The sequence below is a fragment of the Rhizobium azibense genome (assembly GCF_004342325.1).
GTDB classification, from domain to species: Bacteria; Pseudomonadota; Alphaproteobacteria; order Rhizobiales; family Rhizobiaceae; genus Rhizobium; species Rhizobium etli_B.
Window position 1 is genome coordinate 559,902 of the sequence record NZ_SMBJ01000002.1, and the last position, 19,810, is coordinate 579,711.

Consider the following 19,810-nt stretch of genomic DNA (forward strand, 5'->3'; position numbering starts at 1 on the left):
AGGCTTCAGCCGATGCTGCGCACAAAATGAAGTAGGTTACAATCTCGCCGTTTCGTTGGTGAGACCAATAGCATAGCTCCGCTCGCCAGCCTCTACGCACACTTCCCACTCTCGGTAATTTCCGATCTATCGGTTCACGGCCGGATGCGGGGCGTTTTGACGGAAGCGCAGGTTCTGTCTTGTGAGCTGATCAACGGAAGTGCATCCCATGAGTTTCATATCTCGGGCGATTTCGGCACGCATCAAATCCAGTGCGCGCTCGACGCCCGCTTGCCCTGCGGCCGCGAGCGGAAACAGGTAGTATCGACCTAGACCGACGGCTTTCGCGCCCAATGACAATGCTTTGAGCACATGGGTGCCACGCTGAACGCCGCCATCCATCATCACATCGATCTTGTGGCCAACCGCATCGACGATTTCGGCGAGTTGGTCGAATGCGCTGCGCGAGCCGTCGAGCTGGCGGCCGCCATGGTTGGAGATCACGATGCCGGTACATCCAATCTCTGCTGCTCGCTGCGCGTCCTGAACCGACATGATGCCTTTCAAGCAGAACTGTCCGTCCCAGTGCTGCACCATTTCGGCGACATCGGCCCATGACATCGCAGGATCGAGCATTTCGGTGAAATAGCGGCTGATCGACATGGCGCCGCCACTCATGTCGACGTGGCTGTCGAGTTGCGGCAGGCGGAAGCGTTCATGCATAAGATAGCTGATTGCCCAAGCCGGTCTGACTGCAAACTGGGTAAGGCCTGCGAGGTTCAGCTTGAACGGAATCGAAAAGCCCGTGCGCTTGTCGCGTTCGCGATTTCCGCCGGTGATGCTGTCGACAGTCAGCATCATCACGTTTACGCCGGCCTGCTTGGAGCGTGCCATCATTTCCCGGTTCAGGCCACGATCCTTGTGGAAGTAGAACTGATAGGCTTGCGGCCCGTCGCTGATTTGACGAGCTTCTTCCAAACTGATGGTTCCCAGTGACGACACCCCGAACATGGTGCCGTATTTGCCTGCTGCTGCAGCCATCGCCCTCTCGCCTTGATGATGAAACAGCCGCTGCAGCGCCGTGGGCGAGCAATAGACCGGCATTGCTAGTTTTTGGCCCATGATCGTCACCGACATGTCTACATCGCTGACGCCGCGCAATACGCTGGGCACCAGATCGCAGTCGCCGAAGGATGTCGTATTGCGACGATAGGTGACTTCGTCGTCAGCCGCGCCGTCGATATAATTGAAGATCGGCCCAGGGAGGCGCCGCTTGGCCAATTGGCGGAAATCATGGAAATTGTGGCAGTTCTTCACATCCATATTTGTAGCTCTAATTTTTGAATTACACAGAAGACCCAGCCTTGATTTTCGCCCATTCAACCGTCTTCGGGAGGTCCCGGTTCAATGCACCGCCAAGCCCGGGACGATCCCATTGCCGGGAACTGGCATACTCGTCTTGATGCAAGGGGTAGAGGGTGACGCGTCAGATGGCAAGTTCCTGCACAGGTCGGATACCGGTATATGACGCGCCGTTACCTGCGGCGGAAAGATTGGTCGTTCTTATCGGTATCCGACACTCAAAGTTCTCGACAATCGTGGAATCTCCGCCGACTAACTTCGGTGCTGCCTGCTGAATCGTATGAAAGCCTCCTCGTCAGTTCCTTCGTGCAGGTAAAGATGCCCAATTGAAGCCGCTATCGACTGAAGAGTGCGCTTTGCGCGGGGTCTGAAATCCTTCAATTGATCACCTTTGCGATTGGGAGACGGTAGCCGCCTTGTCGTGCTTTCGTTATCCGCACATGTCCACGCAATCCCCTTTCGTGGTCGTAACGACAAGCTCGGAGTACACGCATGTAGCTATCCAAAGCAAGGGACGGCTTGTCAGGACCGGAAGGGCAACCGGCCCAAGGTCGCTCTCGCGTTCCCCGGCATGGATACCGGGCCTGCGATGTTCACGATGAAAACTGCCGGGTTCCGGCTCACCAGCAGCTTGGGGTGATCTTGCCGGAAAGAAAAAGGGCGCTCCACGAAGGAGCGCCCGTAGCATGCGGGTCGACGACGTTTGCGGCGGAGGTCGACAGCAGGCACCGACAACATGAAGAGATTCGGAACGGATAGGCAACATGGGATTGGATTTGCCGACCATGTCATGCGCTATCTGACTGCGTCATCCACTGCTCATCCACAGCTTGTCCACAGCAACGGCGGCTACGACCGCAGCAACTTCAATGACATTTGCGTAAAGGTCACCACAACACATAATTGCTGTGTGACCGTTGGATGACACTCTGCGTTTGTTTGTCGGCATTGATACAATCAGGTGCCGCGGTGAGATAGATTTAGCCTTACTCTTGAGCGCGTGGCGGCGGACGCTCGGAGGCGGAGGGCGGTGGGCAGACACGAGGGCCCGCCGCCTTCTTTTCAACCGAGTGCGCCCTTGCCTGGATCGGCCTGATCACGTGGGGGCTCCTTTGCCTTTCAGCTCTCTCCATCGATCAAACCCATGGGCCACGGCAAACCTCCGACAAAGCGCGGGGCAGAGATCGAACTCTGCCCCGTCTTCACCTGCGTCAAGCTCGAAAGCGGCGACACCACCGCGACTTTCACGCGTCGCTCATACCGCTTCACCGCGCAGGGTTTGCTTAAGGCGATGGATATGTCTGGCACCGATGCCGCAGCAGCCACCGATGATTGTTGCACCGGCCTCTGCCCAAGAGCAGGCAAAGCGCGAATAGCTATCATCGTTCAGGTCGTTGCGGGTCGTATGGAGGCCTTCATTGGCGGCATGATCATCCTGTTCGCCTTCGAAGGCATTGGCATAGACACCTATCTCCAACGTGGAGCCTGTGCTCTTGAATGCACGAGATGCTGTTTCGACCGCCGCCCGCATGACTTCCGGCTTGCTGCAGTTGAACATGAGCGCCTGCGCGCCAGACGAGGCTGCCCAATTCGCCGCATCCTCGACCCGCTCGCCAGAACGCAGCTTCGGCTCACCTCCTCTTACCTGTGCCTCGTCATCGGCCAGCGTGAACGAGATCCAGAACGGCTTTCCGTTTGCAGCAACTGCTGTACGCACAGCTTCGCCCTCGGCGATCAGGCTGAGAGTTTCCCCGAGCCACACGTCCACAAAGGGACTGAGGTGTTCAACTAGCACCGTGAGATAGTCCTGGACCCGCAAAGGATCAAAGTTCTGCGGTTCATAGGAGCCGAAGATTGGCGGCAGCGAACCCGCAACCCGAACTTTCCGTCCCTTGACAGCATTGGCGGCTTTGCGTGCCAATAGGCCTGAGAGCGCGATCAACGCCGGCCCTTCCTTGTGAAATCGTTCCTCGCCGATGTGGAAAGGCACCAGAGCATAGCTGTTGGTGGTGACAACGTCCGAGCCGGCGGCGATGAACTCCTCGTGGACCTTTCGGACAATGTCTGGCGAATTGACGAGCGCAAGTGCCGACCATTCCGGCTGCTTGAGTTCGGCACCGAAGCGCAGGAGTTCGCGGCTCATGCCGCCGTCGAGAATGCACAGTCTGCTCATGGATAGGTCTCCGTAAGGGTAATGATCCGGTACAAGCCCGCAAGCCTGGCCGCAGTGGGCGATGATGTCGTCTGCGGTTTCGAGCCGATCGAAAACCGGAAGCGTCTGTGGCCGATGGTCTTTTGGCATTCATTTCCGCCAGCACGGCCAACGGTCCGCAAGGGGTGGAACCATGACCGTTCGTTTTTCCTCTTGACGTCAGCGTCGCGATGGCACCTGCGCCTCGAGAAGGCGGAAGGCGAAAGCGATGATTGCCGTGAGAATGAGATAGAAGATGGTAACGACGATGAGCGGCTCATAAACGAGCAGCGTGTCCTGACGCACCTTGCTCGCCACAGCGTAGAGATCCATCACCGTAACGGTGAACGCGAGCGGTGTCGCTTTGAGTTGCATGACGATTTCGCCGGCGATTGTCGGCAATGCGATGCGGATCGCCCGGGGCAGCCATATGCGCCGCATTAGCGTGAAGGGTCGCATGCCGAAGGCTCGGCCCGCTTCCAACTCTCCCTTCGGCACCGCGAGCAGCGCACCGCGCAGCACTTCTGCCTCGTAGGCAGCATAGTTTAGCGTAAAGCTCACGGCTGCGAAGAAGAAGCCCTCACGCAGGATGGGCCAGAACAGGCTCTGCCGCAGGCCTGGGATCAACGGCAGCAGGGAACCGATGCCGTAATAGAAGAGCCAGAGCTGGATGAGCAGCGGCGTGCCGCGGAAGAAGGTGCAGTAGCCGCGAGCGAGACATCGTGCCATCGTGCCGCCGCTCACCTGCGCGAAGGCAAGGCCGATTGCGAGGACGAACCCGAAGATGACCGAGATCACCAAAAGCAGCAACGTCTGCACGGCGCCTGCCGATAGCAGAGACCAGTAAGAGGCTATCCACGAAAACGTCATGCCGTGTGCTTCCTAGCCAAGTTTCGGCTGTCCGCGCCGCACATGGCGCTCGATCAGGTCGAAGACGATATTGGAGACGAGCGTGAGGGCGAGATAGAGAAGGGCAGATGCGAGGAAGAAGATGAAATAATGTTTGGTGCTTGCGCCGGCCAGGCGAGTGGCGAGCGCCAGTTCCTGATAGCCGACGACGGCAACCAGCGCGCTGTCCTTGGTGACCGACATCCACAGATTGGCAAGGCCCGGCAGGGCATTTGGTAATAATGCCGGCAGAATGACTCGGCGCAAACGCAGCATCGGTCCCATGCCGAAGGCTTTCGCGGCGTCGATCTGCCCAACGGGGATGGCAAGAATTGCGCCTCGAAGCACTTCCGTCATGTAGGCACCCTGCACGAAGCCGAGCACGGCGACGGCGACGACGAAGCCGTTCACTTCGATCGCGGGCAGATTGAGCCCGGCCAAAAGCGCGTTAAGGCCGTCCATTCCCGCATAATAGAGCCCGACGATCAAAATCAGTTCCGGAATGGCGCGGATAGCTGTCGTATAGACATTGAGCAGCAGACCAAGCAGCCTGTTGCCGGAGAGCTTGCCAAGGGCGCCTGCCGTCCCAAGCAGGATGCCGATAAGAAAGGCGCCGGCGGAGATGGCAATCGTGGAGGCGGCACCGACAAGCAGGGTTCCACCCCATCCGGGCGGATAGGGGGATAGCAGGTCCAAAATGCCAAGTGGTTCAGTTGCCATCGTCCGGGTGGTCGGCGATCCGGTCAGTTCGTACCGTAGATATCCAGCGCGAAATATTCCTTGGTTATCTCACCGTACTTGCCACTGGCGCGCACGGCTGCGATCGCCGCGTTCAGCTTTGCCTTGAGCTGAAGATCTTCCTTTCGCAGACCGCCGGCAACGCCGGCTCCGAGAATTTTTTGGTCGTTCGCGACGTCACCCATCTTGGCGCAGCAATCCTTGCCCGCATCGCTCTTCAGGAATGCATCGAGAGCAAGCGAATCTCCGAACACATACTCGATGCGGCCGGCTGCAAGGTCCTGGAATGCCTCGTCCAGGGTCTGATAGGTCTTCTCGTCAGCGACATCGGCGAAATACTTCTTGTAATATTCCGATTGGATGGTCGAGACCTGAATGCCGATTGTCTTGTCCTTCACGTCGCCGGCCGCAGCGCCCGGCTTCTGGTCCTTTGGCCCGATCAAGGTGCTCGGCGTGTTGTAATATTTGTCGGTGAAGTCGATGACCTTCGAGCGCTCTTCAGTGTTTGACATCGACGACCAGATGACGTCGAACTTCTTGCTCTGCAGCGCCGGAATGAGCCCATCCCAGGAGACCTCGACAACTGAGCATTTCTCCTTCATCTGCTCACACACGGCGTTCATCAGGTCGATTTCCCAGCCCTGCCACTCACCGGAGGCATCCTTGGCGAAAAAAGGGGGATACGATTCGTTCATGACGCCGAAACGGACTTCAGCCTGAGCCGTGATGGCAGAAACGGCAAACGCGGCGCCGGCAAGAAGCAGAGGGAGCAGTTTCATTCGTTGAATTCTCCTCTTTGGGGATATCTTTGGCCGATCCGCGGATCAATGATGGGCGAGCATTCCGGTGAATTCCCGGCAACGGGCACTGAGTGGGGCGTCGAAGATCTGTCTAGGCGGTCCCTCCTCCTCGATCAGGCCCTGATGCAGGAAGAGAACGTGGCTCGAGACATCGCGGGCAAAGCGCATCTCATGGGTGACAATCAGCATGGTACGGCCCTCCTCCGCGAGCTCGCGGATCACCTTGAGCACTTCTCCCACCAGCTCGGGGTCGAGTGCCGAGGTCGGCTCATCGAACAGCAAGACGGCCGGATCGACACAAAGCGCCCGAGCAATGGCGGCCCGTTGCTGCTGGCCGCCAGAAAGAAAGGCGGGATAAGCATCGCGCTTTTCAAAGAGGCCAACCTTGTTGAGGAGGGCGTCCGCCTTCTCGATGGCCTCGTGGCGATTAAGTCCCATCACCTGGACCGGTGCTTCGATGACGTTCTCGAGCACTGTTCGATGTGCCCAGAGATTGAAGTTCTGGAAAACCATGCCAAGACCGGTGCGCAACCGCTCGATCTGCCGCCAGTTTACCGGCTGCATCCGCCCGCTGCGGCTGCGTTTCAAGGCGATTTCCTCGCCGTTCAGGACAATGCGGCCCCGATCGGGCATCTCGAGCAAATTGATGCAGCGCAGAAATGTGCTCTTGCCAGAGCCAGACGAACCTATGATCGAAATCACGTCGCCTTTAGAGGCCGTTGTCGAGATGCCCTTGAGGACTTCATGCAGGCCAAAGCTCTTGTGGAGGTCAACCACACGAAGTGCCTGAAAGGACGGTTTTGTCATGCGCTGTACCGGTTCAGATAATGTTCGCAGAATATCGCGGACAGCTGCGGTTTTTGCGCGCAAATAATGATTGTTTTGCCTATAATATGCAAAAATTCATTTCTTGCGCTTTAAATAAGACAGAACGCCGGTGTCGCCGGGTAATTTTGCCGACGTGGCGGAGGAGCAGCATGGAAAGATTGGACGGCTTTGACCGCGACATTCTCGACATCATTCAGCGCAATTGTCAGCTGACAGCGGAAACTATCGCTGAAAAGGTGGGGCTTTCGACTTCTGCGGTGCAGCGGCGCCTGAAACGCCTGCGAGAGGACGGCATCATCAAGGCAGAAGTAGCCGTCGTCGATCGCAAGGCGACAGGCACACCGATGGTGTTCATCGCCGGATTGGAGATCGAGCGTGACAACTACGATGCGCTAGCGAAGTTCCGCCTTTGGGCGGAAAAGCAGGATCATATCCAACAAATCTACTATGTTACCGGAGCGGTGGACTTGATCACCATAGTCACGGCCCGCGACGTCGAACATTATGACGACATCGCGGCGCTGATCATGAAAGAAAACCCGCAGATCCGGCGCATGCACACCAATGTCGTGCTGAGGGACATCAAGTTGGGCCTGCTGGTTCCGCTGAGCGCTTGCGATGATCCCGGCAGATGAAACGTGCCTTGGAAAGTCTTCGCAGGCCTTTCAGGCGGCGCGAACGCAGCCGCTCATTTCGCCCGCCCCTTGCGCATCTTTCTCTCGGCACGCGTTTTGTCCAGCATGGCTTGTGACTGCTTTGCCGCTCTTTCGCATTTGGCATGCAGGGCTTCGAGCTCCTTGTCAGTCAGCTTCTCGATGCCCATGAATTCATCACCGGCATCCGATGAGCGGATGAGTTCATCGAGCTTCGTCTGAAGCGCAGCACCATCTCTATTTTGAGTGTTCTGAATCACGAACACCATCAGGAAGGTGACGATGGTTGTGCCGGTATTGATCACCAATTGCCACGTCTCGGAAAACTGGAAAAACGGCCCTGACACAGCCCACACAAGCACGACAGTCACACAGAGGATAAAGGCTATTGGACTTCCAGCCGCCCTTGCGGTCGCATTGGCGAACCTAGCAAAAAGTCGATCCATCGCAGAGCTTTCGATAAGAGCATCTTATGTCGAAGATGATGCAGTGACGAAAATTTTCCATAGGAAGCCAACGAAATCAACCCACTACGCATTGATGCGACAGCTCCAGGTCACCTATTGTTACAAGCACCAAGCCGCCAGCACCATCGACGTCGAGACGATTGCACAAACCGTCCAGCCCCAGGCTGCGTCAGGCAATCTAGCCATGCGGGGCCAGCCGATAGATGTCGTCACCGATGCAGCGCCACGTGCCCGCATCCGCCGTTATGCAGCAGAAAACCCTACTGCATTGCCGCGTCGAGCTTGGCTTTCCAGCCACCGCTTTCCAGTTGCTTGCGCATGAATGCGTCCACCGCCGCCTTCAAGGCAGGATCTTCGCGCAGCAGATAGGCATTCTGGAAATGCGTGAACGGCTCTTTGACGGCAACCGGGCACAAGACGCTGTCATGCAGCTTGGACTGCAGGTCGACCTCCACGCCGTCGGTGACCATGACATCGGCCCTGCCCGACGCAATCTGGTCAAAAATTATCTTGTTGTCGGGAAACACCTCGATCGTCGCCTCGTCAAAGTGCTCGTGGGCGAATTTGTCGTTGGTCCCGCCCGGGTTGACGATCACCCGTACGGAAGGCCGGTCGATCGCATCAAGCGTGGTGTATTTCTCCTTGTCCTCGCAGCGGGCAATCGGTCGCTTGCCATCGGTCACGTTGGGCACCGAAAAGTCGCCCACTTCGTCACGCGCGGCGTTTACGGTAATGCCGCCGAGTGCCATGTCGAACTTGCCGGCCTTGAAATCGTCCAGCATGGTTTTCCAGGTCGTGATAACGAAGCTCGGCTTGACGCCGAGATCGGCGGCAAGATCCTTGGCCATGGCGATGTCGGCACCAGTGAGGGTGCCGTCAGCAGCCTTGTAGCTGAAGGGCTTGTAGTCACCCGTCGTGCCGATCTTGATCACGCCAGACTTTTTGATTTCCGATAGAGCCTCATCTGCCGCGAAGGTCATCGCCGATGTCAGGCTCCACGCCACCACCAAGGTAGCCGCAAGACAGGTTCGCTTCATGGTTCCTCGTTATCGGGTTGTGTCTGTTGTTGCCGCGGGATTCCCAACTACTTTGGCGTGAGATTACTGGCGCAGCCAGGATTTGTCACTCCCTCGCCTGCACGCGTTGGCTCGACGACCAACGGCTGCAGTTTCAGTGAGAGAGCGCGGCCGTCTTTCTGCCCGCCAATTCTTCGCTGGACGAAGAACCGGGCAAGCACTTTTAGGACGACCGCCTGCTGGTCACTGCTGCTGACATTCGAGCGCATGCAAATATGCCCCAAATATCATACTGTTTGTGATATTGTTGTTACCGCTTGTTACATTCCTCCTCCTATGTCATTCTGCCCTTTACCGATCGGGCGCGCCAACAGCCGGCGCGCCCGGGTCTACTTTCGACAGATGGCGTTCCGTACGACCATCGATATGGGGAAAATCTTAGATGGCACGCATCACGCTGAGGCAGCTGCTCGATCATGCTGCGGAGGAGGGCTACGGCGTTCCCGCTTTCAACATCAACAACATGGAGCAGGCACTCGCCATCATGGAGGCGGCGGACGCGACTCATGCACCGGTTATCATGCAGGCGTCGCGCGGAGCGCGCGCCTACGCCAACGACATCATGCTGAAGCACATGATGGATGCCGTCGTCGAGATCTATCCGCATATTCCGGTCTGCGTACATCTCGATCACGGCAACGATCCGTCGAGCTGCATGACGGCGATCCAGGCAGGCTTTACCTCGGTGATGATGGACGGTTCGCTGAAGGCGGATGCCAAGACGCCCGCTGACTGGGCCTACAATGTCGGCGTCACCAGGACGGTGACGGACATGGCGCATCTCGGCGGCATCTCGGTCGAGGGCGAACTTGGCGTGCTCGGCTCGCTGGAAACCGGCATGGGCGAGGCCGAAGACGGCCATGGCGCTGAAGGCAAGCTGTCGCATGACCAGCTGCTGACAAACCCCGACGAGGCCGTCAACTTCGTGAGAGAAACCAAGGTCGACGCACTGGCGATCGCCATGGGAACATCGCATGGTGCCTACAAATTCACCCGCCAGCCGGACGGATCCGTGCTGGCGATGAGCGTCATCGAAGAGATCCACCGCAAACTGCCGAATACGCATCTCGTCATGCACGGCTCGTCGTCAGTTCCGATCGAGCTGCAGGAGATCATCAACAAGTACGGCGGCCAGATGAAGCCGACATGGGGCGTGCCGGTCGAGGAAATCCAGCGCGGCATCAAGAATGGCGTGCGCAAGGTGAACATCGATACCGATGGCAGGATGGCGATGACCGGCCAGATCCGACGAGTGCTGCATGAGGATCCGAGCGAATTCGACCCGCGCAAGTATCTTAAGCCGGCGATGGCTGCGCTCAGCAAGCTCTGCAAGGAGCGCTTCGAACAGTTCGGCGCGGCCGGAATGGCAAGCCGGATTTCGCCACTTCCTGTGTCGGAAATGGCCAAGCGCTACAAATCCGGTTCGCTCGATCCGGTCTTTTCTTGAGCCGCAGCCTATACTGACGCGGGGCGCTGTGCCTGCTTGGGCCCGGCGGCAGGCATCCTGCTTGCCAACGTCTGGCCGTGAAATCTTTCAAGCTGGTCGACGACGTCGTCGATTTCACTTGCAATGCGTTCGCCGTTCCAGCCGAGCGCAGCCCCGGCGATGCCGGCGATTTCCCGCAATCCTTCGAGCTGCAAGCGGCCTTCGATAGCAAGCGTCGTGCGCCGAAGGACGATATCTGAAAGGTGTACAACGAGTTCGTTTCGAGCAATCCAGTCGATTTCCTTGACGCTGTAGTGCTCCGCGCCCGTCAGCCGCTGTTCATCCGAATATGCCGACGAGAAAAAAAGAACGGCCGCAGCCGTCGTTCCGTAGCGGCCAAGCAGCTCCTCCACGCGCTCAAAAGATGCGCCTGTCCGCGCCGCGATATCCCTGATCCAGACGCTTCGTTGCTGCACATCCGTTGGGAAGGCCTTTCCACCTCCGATCGGCATGTAGCGGGTCGATTGCTTGCGACCATGCTGCAGGCGCGCGAGAAGCGCATCGGCGACTTCCTCGGCAAAGCCGCGGAACGTGGTCCACTTTCCGCCGACCAGCGAGATGATCGGAAAAGGTCTACCTTCTTCCGGCTCCTTCGCCGGGGCGGAATGATCGCGACTGATCAGCCCCGGGGCGGTCGCGTTCGAGGCCGGCAGCGGGCGGATGCCGCTATAACTGTAGACGATCTGATCACGATCGAAGCGAAGCGTCGGCAGCAGCGAGCGGAGGCTATCGAGGAAGTATTCGGTCTCCGGTTCCTCACAACGGACATTGTCCGGGTCGTCGGCAGGGATATCGGTGGAACCGACGAGCGCCATCCCGAGATAGCTGTAGACGAGGCAGATGCGCCCATCGTCAGCCTCGAAATAGATCATGTGGCCGTTCAGGCTGCGAACCAGCTCGGGATGATCCATGAGAACGTGGGAACCCTTGGTACCGCCGATCAAGCGAGAGGGAGCGCCGAGTGCTCCATTGACCTGATCGATCCAGGGACCGGCGGCGTTCACAACCAGTTTGGGAGAGATTGCAAACTCGCCGCCATCCGGCCGCCTGAATGTCAAGCGCCCGCCGGAGACTGCCGTAAGCGTCGTGAAATTGGCGGCAAGGCACCTCGCATTTGCCTCCAGCCCATCCATGACCAATTCGCACACGAGCCGCTCGGGCCTGCTGATCTTGGCGTCGTAATAAATTCCGCCGGCCACGATTGCCGGAGTGAGATGCGGCATTTCCTTGCGCGCCTTCTTTTTCAGGATCAGCCGATGGCGCGGCATGACCTGGTCGCGTGATCCAAAGAAATCATAGAGCCTAAGCCCGATCTTGACGAGAATAGCCCCCCGGCTGCGCGGCGCGGTCCTGGAGCCAAACAGCGTGCGCAGCGCCGCCCAAATACCCCGTGTCCAGGAAAAGACCGGTATGAAAGTAGGCACCGGCTCGACACAATGGGGAGCGTTCTTCAGCAGCAAATTGCGCTCCAACGTCGACTGGGCGACCAAGCCGAACTCGCCCGTCTCGAGATATTTGAGCCCGCCGTGAATAAGCCGCGATGGCGCAGCACTCGTCCCGGAGCCGAAATCGGCCTTGTCGACGATCATGCAATTGACGCCCTGGGCCGAAAGGTCGCGAAACAGTCCGGCACCGTTGATGCCCGCTCCGATGATCAAAACGTCAATATCGCCCTCTCCAAGGTTCGAGAAGCGCTGCTGCATGTCGGGTGTCATGATCTTGTCGTCCTAAATGGCACTACATCTGTGCCGGAGGTCTGTCTCGTACCGATTGCTCCGCCGCAAGGCCGGCAATTTTCGGCCAAAGGGGCATCATGGCCTCGGCGATCTGGCGGAAGACCCGGTAGCGTTTGTCGTAGTCCGCGCTGCGTGCCGCATCGGGCCGGCAGGTCTTCGCCAAGCGGGTAAAATCGCTGGGATCGCTTTGCGGATCAGCATAAACGCCGGCGCCCGATCCGGCGCAAAGAGCAGCACCCCAGGCGGCAGCCTCATCCGTTTCGGTCACGGTCACCGGTAAACCGAGCACATCGGCAAACATCTGGACGACCAGCGGGTTGCGCGAGACACCACCGGCAAGCCTTGCCTCTTTCAATGCAAAGCCGTCGCCGAGTGCGTCGACATGAATGCGATGATTGAAAGCGATACCTTCAAGCACGGCCCGCAGCATGTCGCCTCGATCGTGCCAGCCGCCGAGACCGAAGAAGCCGGCACTTGCCGAAGCACCATAAGGCGAACCGAACAGGTAAGGATGGAAGAGCGCCGTCGATGGCCGATCAAAAGCCGCGTCGATTTCCGACGCGAGCAAAGCGTGAATGGACCTGCCTTGCGCCTCGCCCTTCGTCCGCTCGCCGGCGCACAGCTTGTCGAGAAACCAGTCGTAGTTCGCCGTCGATGCCGGCGAGATCGACATGTTGTTCCAGATGCCGGGCGCAATGCCATTGCGGCAGAACCAACGCCGGTCGACCCGCGGCACCGACGATAGCGTCTCATTGATCGAATAGGTTCCGGCAATGACGGCGACGACGCCCTTGGCATAGCCGCCCGCTCCGAGCGCCGAGGCCGTGACGTCATGCAGCCCGGCAACGACCGGCGTTCCCTTTGCAAGGCCGGTCAAATGCGCCGCCTCACGTGTCACCCGCCCGACGATCTGATCAGAACGAGCGGCCGGCGGCAGAGCATGGACAAGCCCCTGCAGCCCAAAAAGCCTCAGCGCCTCGTGGCTGTATTCCTGCGTCTTTACGTCGGTAAAGGAGGTACTTGCCTCGGTGCGGTCCGTACCGAGGATGCCGGTCAGGCAATATCGCAGCCAGTCCTTGCAGCTCAGGAAATGACCAATGCGTTTGAACCGGTCGGGTTCCATATCCCGGATCCAGGCAAGGAGTGTCGATGGTGCGGAGACATGCGGGATCTGCCCGGTGAGCTCGATGGCTTGGTCGGCGACATTGGCTTCCATCCATTGATCGACGATGGTGACGGCCCGGCTATCCAGAGACAGGATGGCCCGGCCCAAAGGTATCCGATCATGGTCGAGCAGGTAGATGCCATCCCCGTGGGCCGTTGCGGCGATGCCCTGGATGTCGCTTGCCGGCCGATTGCTGAGGGTGATCGCCTCCCGAACCGCGTCTGCCGTCGCGCTCCACAATTCGTCCATGTCCCGCTCGATATGGCGGGCCTTTGGGATAAACTGCGTGACGCGGCGCCGGGCGACTGCGAGCGGCGTTCCGTCGATATCGAAGATGACAGCCTTGGTGACCGTCAGGCCACTATCGATCCCGAGCAGACTCGGCATTCGCTTCTACCTCGCTACCAGCAACGGCCTTGTCCGCTCACGAGCGCCCTCCGGCGCCCTTGGCGATGACGACGTTGATATCTCGCGACCGCATGCGGTCGATGTGCACCGGCTGCGTCTTTTCGTCGACGATGACGACGTCGAACTCGTCCAGTGCCGCGAAACTGTGAAGCGCCCGCTGCTCGAACTTCGTGTGATCGGCAAGCAGGATGCGCTTGACGGAACAGTCGAACATCGCACGCTTGGTGTCGACCGTCTCCGGCGATTGGTGCAGCACGGTGCCGTCGCTGATCGCCGACATGGAGATGAACGCGACATCGGCCCTGAGACCCCTGATCTCGTTGATGGTCATGCGACCCATGAAGGCGTTACACCAGTTGTAATACTGTCCGCCGAGCGCAAGCAGCGTCACGTCGCGCATGCCCTTCAGCGCATTCATGAGCGTCAGCGAATTGGTGATTGCCGTGACCGGCACTTTCGACGGCAGATGCGCCGCCATCTGTAGGACCGTGGTCGAATCATCGAAAAAAATGGCCTGGCCCGGCTCAACGAACTGCATCGCCGCTTCGGCGATCAGCTTCTTCTCCGCCGATTGGCGGTTCGCGCGATAGACCTCGCTTGATTCGATGAGATTGGTGGCAGCCGCAGTGACGATGCCCCGTGTCTTCCTGAAGAGACCGCGGCTGACAAGTTCGTCCACGTCACGATGAGCAGTCATCAGGCTGATCCCGAAACGGTCGGTGAGGTCTTCTATCCGCATGGAGCCTTCATTCATTACGGCCTCGGCAATCATGCGCCGGCGAGCGATCTGGCGCGTCTGGCGGCTGTCGCTCGTAAGCTGGTCCAACAGATCGTCGCCCTGGCTCGTCTTTTGTGTCACAAGTCACCCTTGTCGCTGAACTTTGGATTCCAGCTTCGTACAGTGATTGCCGCCCCAAGGCAAAAGAGGCGACATGGCGGTTGCGGCCCGGCGGTTCCGGCCCCGAGTTCCGGCATGAGAACGCTGAGCGGCCTGTGCCGCCGGCACTGAATTGGGGCGCCTTTTCGAGCGCCCCTTCGACGATTACTGCGACAGGACGAACGGACCCGTGTACTTGTCCACATTGTCCTTGGTGATCAGCAGGCAATCGAAGAGCTGTTTTTCGCTCTTGGCACCGGTGTTGCCGGTCTTGATGATGCTGTCTGCCTGCTTCACCGCTTCTTCGGAAAATACAGCAACCGGCTGCAGGACGGTGTATTGGAGTTCGCCCGCCTTGATGGCTGCAACAGCATCCGGAGAGCCGTCAAAGCCGCCGACCTTGATGTTGGCGAGCTTGCCGGCTTCCTTGAGAGCGGCGATTGCGCCCAGCGCCATTTCGTCGTTGCCAGAGATGACGCCGACGATGTCAGGGTTTGCCTGCAGCATGGACTGCATCTTGTTATGGCCCTGAGTACGATCCCAGTTGGCGACTTCCTTGGCAGCCTTCTTCAGGTCCGGATATTGCGAAAGCACAGTCTCGTAGCCGTTTGAGCGGGTCGCGGCATTGTTGTCGGACGGTGCGCCGAACAGTTCGGCATAGTTGCCCTTGTCGCCGATAGCTTCGACCCATTGCTGGGCACCAAGTGCAGCACCTTGGGCGTTGTTGGAAACGAGCTGGGCCTTCGCAAGGCCTTCCTGGTTGATTTCCGCATTGACGAGAATGACCGGAATGCCTGCGGCAACGGCCTTCTTCACCGCACCGACGGAGCCGTCAGCATTCGCCGGATCGAGGATAATCGCAACGGACTTGTTGGTAATGGCCGTATCGATCAGGTTGCTTTCTGTGTTGGTATCTCCCTTGTGTGCGCTGACGGAGGCGGTATAGCCAAGCTTTTCGGCGGCGGCTTTGGCAACGTTGCCTTCGGTCAACCAGTAAGGGTTCGACGGGTCGTTGACGATGATCGTCATCATCCCAGCCGCCCAAGCCGAGCTTGCAAGAAGCGGTGCCACAGTGGCGGCGGCGAGAAGAATGCGCATGCCTTTTTTAAACATAGTCTCTCTCCCATTAGTGAGCTCAGTTATTGCCGGAGACCGGCGGTGCTTTCCCCAATCGGCCTTCATGGAATTCAGCCTGCCGTCGCGGATAAGTTCAGTCGCGGCCATCAAGACGATTTGACCCGGCGGCCGTATTGGATGCTGTTCATGAGGACGGCAAGAACGATCACCGCCCCGGTGAAGACGGTCTGCCAGTAGGCCGAGACGCCGATGATGACGAGGCCGTCCGAAAGGAAGCCTATGACGAAGGCCCCGAGCATGGTGCCGCGAACCGTACCGCGGCCGCCCGTCAGCGCCGCACCACCGATGACGACGGCTGCGATAGCCGTCAGTTCGTACGTGGTGCCGGCAGTTGGACCGGCGGAGGTCAGTTGCGACGACAGCACCAGGCCGGCGATCGCGGCACAGGCACCTGACAGCACATAGACGACGATCTTGACGCGCTTGACCGGAACACCCGAAAGGTCGGCCGCACGTTCGTTACCACCCGAGGCATAGAGCCAACGGCCGAAGGCCGTGCGGCTCAGCACGATGCCGCAGATGATTGCCAGAACCGCAAGCACGATCACGCCGATCGGAATACCTCCGAGCCGGTTGAAGCCGAGCCAATCGAACCCGGTATTGCCGAGCTCCGGCCGGCCGCCGAGATTGTTGTAGGTCAGTCCATTGGTCATCAGAAGCGCAATACCGCGCGCGACATAGAGCACACCCAGCGAAGCGACGAAGGCCGGCACCTTGAGGTAAGCGATCAGCACGCCGTTGACGGCACCCACCAACGCACCAAGCGCACATGTGATGACGACGACGGCCCAGACCGGCGGATAGAGGATGACACCAAAATAGCTGAGGGTGACGCCTTGCATCATGAAGCCGGCGATGCAGCCTGCAAGCCCCAGCGTCGAGCCCACCGACAGGTCGATGCCGCCGTTCAGGATCACCAGCAGCATGCCGATTGCCAAAATGCCAAAGATCGCCACGTGCGAGGCCATGATCAGGAAGTTGTTCAGCGTGAAATAATAGGGCGACAGGAACGAGAAGACTGTGATGATGACGATCAGCGCAAAGAATGCCCGGCCTTCCAGGATGAGACGCACCACGTTGGTATTGCGCGACGGCCCGGAGGATACTGACTTTTTCTCGGCGATGTTTGTGACTGACATACTCAGTGCTCCATAGTTCCAGGCTAGTGCGCGACCACAGCTTCGCCGGAGGCGGCCATGATCTTTTCCTTGGTGACCTCCGAGCCAAACTCGGCCGATATCCTGCCGCGGTGCATGACGATGATGCGGTGGGCGATGCTCAGGCACTCATTGACTTCGGACGTCGAATAGATGACCGCCAGTCCCTGCCTGGCGCGCTCCGCGAGCAGCTTGAACACTTCGGCCTTGGCGCCGATATCGATCCCGCGGCTTGGCTCGTCGAGCAGGATCACCTTCGGTTGGGTTGCCAGCATCTTGCCGATCACAACCTTCTGCTGATTGCCGCCGGACAGCGAGCCGATCGCCGCCGCGCCGCCATCGGTCTTTACATGCACCCGGCGGATAGCATCGTCGACGAGATCGCGTTCCCGTTGGCGGGAGGTGAACACCCCCTTCGTAAAGGCGCCGATGCTTGCAAGCGACAGATTGGATCCGACCGTCATCGTCTGGACCAGGCCATCGCGCTGGCGATCTTCGGGTACAAGGACGAGACCGCTGGCGATGCGCCCGGCGATGCTGAGCCCGCCGACGTCCTGGCCCTCGAGCAGGATCTTGCCGCCGCTCGAACGCAGCCGACCGGCGATGCATTCAAGCAGTTCCGTCCGCCCGGCCCCCATCAGCCCGTATATGCAGACGACCTCGCCAGTGCGCACCTGCATCGATAGACGGTCAACCGCATTGTAGGCAGCGCCGGAAGGACCGGGAACGCTCAGGGTTTCAATGGAAAGTGCGACTGCGCCGAACTGATGGCCTTGCGGTGGATTGCCGAGGTCGAAGTTCTCGCCGACCATGTTGCGGACGATCCATTCGAGGTCGATATCCTTGCGCTCAGCATAGGCCGTCATGGTCCCGTCGCGAAGGACAACGGCGTGGTGGGTAATCTGCAGCGCCTCTTCCAGGTGATGCGAGATGTAGACGATCGAAACGCCCCGGCTGGTTAGGTCGTGGATGACTTTGAAAAGCACTTCGACTTCGGTGGCGCTTAGCGCCGAGGTCGGTTCATCCATGATGAGGATACGCGAATTGACCGAAAGGGCGCGCGCGATCTCGACGATCTGCTGCTGGCCGAGGCGCAGATCCTCGATGGGCGTCAGCGGATCGATGTCTTCCTCGAGTTCTTCCATCAGCGCACGTGTCTGGCGCTCTTCCTCGGCGAAGTCGACAACGCCACCATTGATGATCTCTCGACCCATGAAGATGTTGTCACGGACGCTGAGATTGGGTGCCAGGCTAAGCTCCTGATGAATGATAGAAATCCCGCACCCGCGCGCATGGGTCGACGATGCAAAGCTGATAGGCGAGCCGTCGAGGATGATCTCGCCGGAGCTAGGCTGCACGACCCCCGAAAGGATTTTCATCAACGTCGACTTGCCCGCGCCGTTCTCTCCGAACAAGGTCGTGACCTGGCCGCGATGGATGTCGAAGTTCACGCCTTTCAGGGCGTGAACATTTCCATAGGACTTGGCGATATTGCGAGCGGCAAGGACAACCTGGCCCCGGCTTGCGGAGTTGCATGGCGGCTGGCTCATTTGACCTCGACCTTCACCGGCGTGACGAGCCAGTTCTTCGGGTTGATCAGCTTGAAGACGCCCACCACGGTCGCCGCCTTTCCGTTCAGCAATTCAGGAGCAAGGCCTGCAAAGACCGCCTTCTTCATCTCGTTGTTGATGGCCGAACCGGCATCCTGATATTGTATCTGGTTGGTAAACTGCCCGAATTCGATGGTGCCGGTGGCGTCACGGAGGTCCGTGCCGTTGACCGCAGGACCGGTCTGGACACGGACCACCGTCTCGGGAGGCAACCCGTCGACTTTCATTTCGCTCGTGTTCGCCTTGCGGGCGCCGAACACACCTGTCAGTGCAACAGGGATCACCGGTCCAGTGCTCGTCGCAGTCCCGTATTTTTCGGCGGCTGCCTTCTTGTCGGCGGCGATTGCGGCGGCAAGCTCGGCGGCCGCAACAGCCCGATCCTCGACATTCGCCTTAATCTTCGGGAACTGCTCTGCGCCAAAAGTCTCCGCAGAAAATGCCTGTTGGCGGACATCGTCGGCGGAGCCGATCTTGACGACCGTGGTATCGAGCCCAATCGCCCCGACAACGACGACGGCAAGCACGCTGCTTGCAATCAGCTTGAAATTACCACTGCTCGACCTTGGTGCTGAATGATCAGGCTGTGTGCTCATGTCCGGAAGGCCTTTGACTTGAACGGCGAAGCAAGAAGGGCGAGCGCGGCAGCAAGCGCAGACCGGTCCGCTTGTGCCGCACCAGGGCAAATCGGCCGATCACCGGCAGGACCGCAAACGGCAGAAATCCTCATTTGGAAGCCTCCTCAACAAGACCGGCGACTGTCTCCTCCAACCGCCTGACCTGCAACTATCGATCCGGAAGCGCGCTTCCGTGATAGAAATATGTTATTTACGTCGCAAAGAGTGTTATATTTTTTAACTCATGTCAACGACAACTTGATCTCAACTTTAGCAAAAGCGGGTGATTTTACGGTGAATTTCTCACGCTGCAGTGCAAACTGACTGGACGCAACCGCACAAACTCTGCCCTCCGCTTGCTCCCCTGCAGAGATTCATAAGTTACTGTATGGATTGTGACTAGGTGACATTCACCGCAGCGGGAACTGGCGACGACAGGCGTTGCGACCGATCATTTCGCAAGCAGTCTCCTACATTGTCATGCAATTTATTCTATCTGAAAAAAATTTCATTGCCAGCAAAATCTTACTATCATATGGTATCTTTATGTTATATTCGCAGCGAAGCCTGTCGGACGTTCGGCTCCTTTCACCAGGATTTGCAAAAGGCAGAGCACTTGCCGCAGGCCACAGAAGGAG

The 19,810-nt window shown here is 58.8% G+C and carries 18 protein-coding genes; 3 read left to right on the top strand and 15 right to left on the bottom strand.

The features are described 5' to 3' along the window. Nucleotides 1–126: 126 nt before the first annotated feature. From EV130_RS06740 to EV130_RS06770, 6 genes are all read right to left on the bottom strand, one after another. Complete coding sequence (locus EV130_RS06740) at nucleotides 127–1,302, bottom strand: alpha-hydroxy acid oxidase (protein ID WP_132659710.1); 1,176 nt, start codon at nucleotides 1,300–1,302, stop codon at nucleotides 127–129. 1,294 nt (nucleotides 1,303–2,596) lie between these two features. After that, complete coding sequence (locus EV130_RS06750) at nucleotides 2,597–3,514, bottom strand: homocysteine S-methyltransferase family protein (RefSeq protein WP_132551797.1); 918 nt, start codon at nucleotides 3,512–3,514, stop codon at nucleotides 2,597–2,599. Between the two features lie 198 nt (nucleotides 3,515–3,712). Beyond that, nucleotides 3,713–4,402, bottom strand: a complete 690-nt coding sequence (locus tag EV130_RS06755; RefSeq protein WP_132659712.1) for an ABC transporter permease — start codon at nucleotides 4,400–4,402, stop codon at nucleotides 3,713–3,715. Nucleotides 4,403–4,414: 12 nt separating this feature from the next. After that, nucleotides 4,415–5,140 carry an ABC transporter permease gene (locus EV130_RS06760; protein ID WP_074065114.1) on the bottom strand — a complete coding sequence of 242 codons (726 nt, stop codon included), beginning with the start codon at nucleotides 5,138–5,140 and terminating at the stop codon, nucleotides 4,415–4,417. Between the two features lie 23 nt (nucleotides 5,141–5,163). Then, nucleotides 5,164–5,937 (bottom strand): transporter substrate-binding domain-containing protein, encoded by a 774-nt coding sequence (locus EV130_RS06765; RefSeq protein ID WP_074065115.1) that lies wholly within the window; start codon nucleotides 5,935–5,937, stop codon nucleotides 5,164–5,166. Between the two features lie 45 nt (nucleotides 5,938–5,982). Continuing rightward, nucleotides 5,983–6,765: an ABC transporter ATP-binding protein gene (locus EV130_RS06770; RefSeq protein WP_132551799.1), complete on the bottom strand. Its 783-nt coding sequence runs from the start codon at nucleotides 6,763–6,765 to the stop codon at nucleotides 5,983–5,985. Between the two features lie 170 nt (nucleotides 6,766–6,935). Between EV130_RS06770 and EV130_RS06775 the strand changes: the two genes are divergently transcribed. Continuing rightward, nucleotides 6,936–7,421, top strand: a complete 486-nt coding sequence (locus EV130_RS06775) for an Lrp/AsnC family transcriptional regulator (protein WP_132551900.1) — start codon at nucleotides 6,936–6,938, stop codon at nucleotides 7,419–7,421. A gap of 53 nt (nucleotides 7,422–7,474) precedes the next feature. On the opposite strand, the gene EV130_RS06780 is transcribed toward EV130_RS06775, so the two are convergent. After that, nucleotides 7,475–7,828 carry a low affinity iron permease family protein gene (locus tag EV130_RS06780; protein ID WP_245520033.1) on the bottom strand — a complete coding sequence of 118 codons (354 nt, stop codon included), beginning with the start codon at nucleotides 7,826–7,828 and terminating at the stop codon, nucleotides 7,475–7,477. Here EV130_RS06780 and EV130_RS33230 point away from each other — a divergent pair. Then, complete coding sequence (locus EV130_RS33230) at nucleotides 7,722–8,228, top strand: hypothetical protein (protein WP_245520036.1); 507 nt, start codon at nucleotides 7,722–7,724, stop codon at nucleotides 8,226–8,228. The genes EV130_RS06780 and EV130_RS33230 overlap by 107 nt on opposite strands. Here EV130_RS33230 and EV130_RS06785 read toward each other — a convergent pair. Beyond that, nucleotides 8,167–8,943: a transporter substrate-binding domain-containing protein gene (locus tag EV130_RS06785; protein ID WP_132659714.1), complete on the bottom strand. Its 777-nt coding sequence runs from the start codon at nucleotides 8,941–8,943 to the stop codon at nucleotides 8,167–8,169. The two genes, EV130_RS33230 and EV130_RS06785, sit on opposite strands and share 62 nt — an antisense overlap. A 421-nt stretch (nucleotides 8,944–9,364) precedes the next feature. Here EV130_RS06785 and fba point away from each other — a divergent pair, with 421 nt between their 5' ends. Beyond that, nucleotides 9,365–10,429, top strand: a complete 1,065-nt coding sequence (gene fba / locus EV130_RS06790) for a class II fructose-bisphosphate aldolase (protein ID WP_132551802.1) — start codon at nucleotides 9,365–9,367, stop codon at nucleotides 10,427–10,429. Nucleotides 10,430–10,437: 8 nt separating this feature from the next. Here the strand turns inward: fba and EV130_RS06795 are convergent, their stop codons facing one another. From EV130_RS06795 to EV130_RS06825, 7 genes are all read right to left on the bottom strand, one after another. Beyond that, a complete protein-coding gene (locus tag EV130_RS06795) occupies nucleotides 10,438–12,183 on the bottom strand; it encodes a glycerol-3-phosphate dehydrogenase/oxidase (RefSeq protein WP_132659716.1) in 1,746 nt (581 codons plus the stop codon). A 22-nt stretch (nucleotides 12,184–12,205) separates the two neighbouring features. Further along, nucleotides 12,206–13,756: an FGGY-family carbohydrate kinase gene (locus EV130_RS06800; RefSeq protein ID WP_132659718.1), complete on the bottom strand. Its 1,551-nt coding sequence runs from the start codon at nucleotides 13,754–13,756 to the stop codon at nucleotides 12,206–12,208. A gap of 37 nt (nucleotides 13,757–13,793) precedes the next feature. Further along, the gene (locus tag EV130_RS06805) at nucleotides 13,794–14,636 is read right to left on the bottom strand and encodes a DeoR/GlpR family DNA-binding transcription regulator (RefSeq protein WP_074065124.1); all 843 of its coding nucleotides are present in this window, start codon (nucleotides 14,634–14,636) and stop codon (nucleotides 13,794–13,796) included. A 183-nt stretch (nucleotides 14,637–14,819) separates the two neighbouring features. Continuing rightward, nucleotides 14,820–15,767, bottom strand: coding sequence for a D-ribose ABC transporter substrate-binding protein (locus tag EV130_RS06810; protein ID WP_074065125.1), 948 nt, complete (start codon nucleotides 15,765–15,767; stop codon nucleotides 14,820–14,822). Nucleotides 15,768–15,877: 110 nt separating this feature from the next. Next, entirely contained in the window at nucleotides 15,878–16,930 is a 1,053-nt protein-coding gene (locus EV130_RS06815) for an ABC transporter permease (protein ID WP_074065126.1), read from the bottom strand. A 23-nt stretch (nucleotides 16,931–16,953) separates the two neighbouring features. Continuing rightward, entirely contained in the window at nucleotides 16,954–18,498 is a 1,545-nt protein-coding gene (locus EV130_RS06820) for a sugar ABC transporter ATP-binding protein (RefSeq protein ID WP_132659720.1), read from the bottom strand. Continuing rightward, the gene (locus tag EV130_RS06825) at nucleotides 18,495–19,151 is read right to left on the bottom strand and encodes a DUF2291 family protein (protein ID WP_132551806.1); all 657 of its coding nucleotides are present in this window, start codon (nucleotides 19,149–19,151) and stop codon (nucleotides 18,495–18,497) included. Before EV130_RS06825 ends, EV130_RS06820 begins: the two co-directional genes overlap by 4 nt. Nucleotides 19,152–19,810: the final 659 nt, after the last annotated feature.

Coding starts and splice junctions, on each gene's coding strand:
- EV130_RS06810 (WP_074065125.1), bottom strand. CDS start 15,767: ATGTTTAAAAAAGGCATGCGCATTCTTCTCGCCGCCGCCACTGTGGCA.
- EV130_RS06750 (WP_132551797.1), bottom strand. CDS start 3,514: ATGAGCAGACTGTGCATTCTCGACGGCGGCATGAGCCGCGAACTCCTG.
- EV130_RS06755 (WP_132659712.1), bottom strand. CDS start 4,402: ATGACGTTTTCGTGGATAGCCTCTTACTGGTCTCTGCTATCGGCAGGC.
- EV130_RS06760 (WP_074065114.1), bottom strand. CDS start 5,140: ATGGCAACTGAACCACTTGGCATTTTGGACCTGCTATCCCCCTATCCG.
- EV130_RS06765 (WP_074065115.1), bottom strand. CDS start 5,937: ATGAAACTGCTCCCTCTGCTTCTTGCCGGCGCCGCGTTTGCCGTTTCT.
- EV130_RS06785 (WP_132659714.1), bottom strand. CDS start 8,943: ATGAAGCGAACCTGTCTTGCGGCTACCTTGGTGGTGGCGTGGAGCCTG.
- fba (WP_132551802.1), top strand. CDS start 9,365: ATGGCACGCATCACGCTGAGGCAGCTGCTCGATCATGCTGCGGAGGAG.
- EV130_RS06770 (WP_132551799.1), bottom strand. CDS start 6,765: ATGACAAAACCGTCCTTTCAGGCACTTCGTGTGGTTGACCTCCACAAG.
- EV130_RS06740 (WP_132659710.1), bottom strand. CDS start 1,302: ATGGATGTGAAGAACTGCCACAATTTCCATGATTTCCGCCAATTGGCC.
- EV130_RS06775 (WP_132551900.1), top strand. CDS start 6,936: ATGGAAAGATTGGACGGCTTTGACCGCGACATTCTCGACATCATTCAG.
- EV130_RS06825 (WP_132551806.1), bottom strand. CDS start 19,151: ATGAGCACACAGCCTGATCATTCAGCACCAAGGTCGAGCAGTGGTAAT.
- EV130_RS06800 (WP_132659718.1), bottom strand. CDS start 13,756: ATGCCGAGTCTGCTCGGGATCGATAGTGGCCTGACGGTCACCAAGGCT.
- EV130_RS06820 (WP_132659720.1), bottom strand. CDS start 18,498: ATGAGCCAGCCGCCATGCAACTCCGCAAGCCGGGGCCAGGTTGTCCTT.
- EV130_RS06795 (WP_132659716.1), bottom strand. CDS start 12,183: ATGACACCCGACATGCAGCAGCGCTTCTCGAACCTTGGAGAGGGCGAT.
- EV130_RS06815 (WP_074065126.1), bottom strand. CDS start 16,930: ATGTCAGTCACAAACATCGCCGAGAAAAAGTCAGTATCCTCCGGGCCG.
- EV130_RS33230 (WP_245520036.1), top strand. CDS start 7,722: ATGGTTGTGCCGGTATTGATCACCAATTGCCACGTCTCGGAAAACTGG.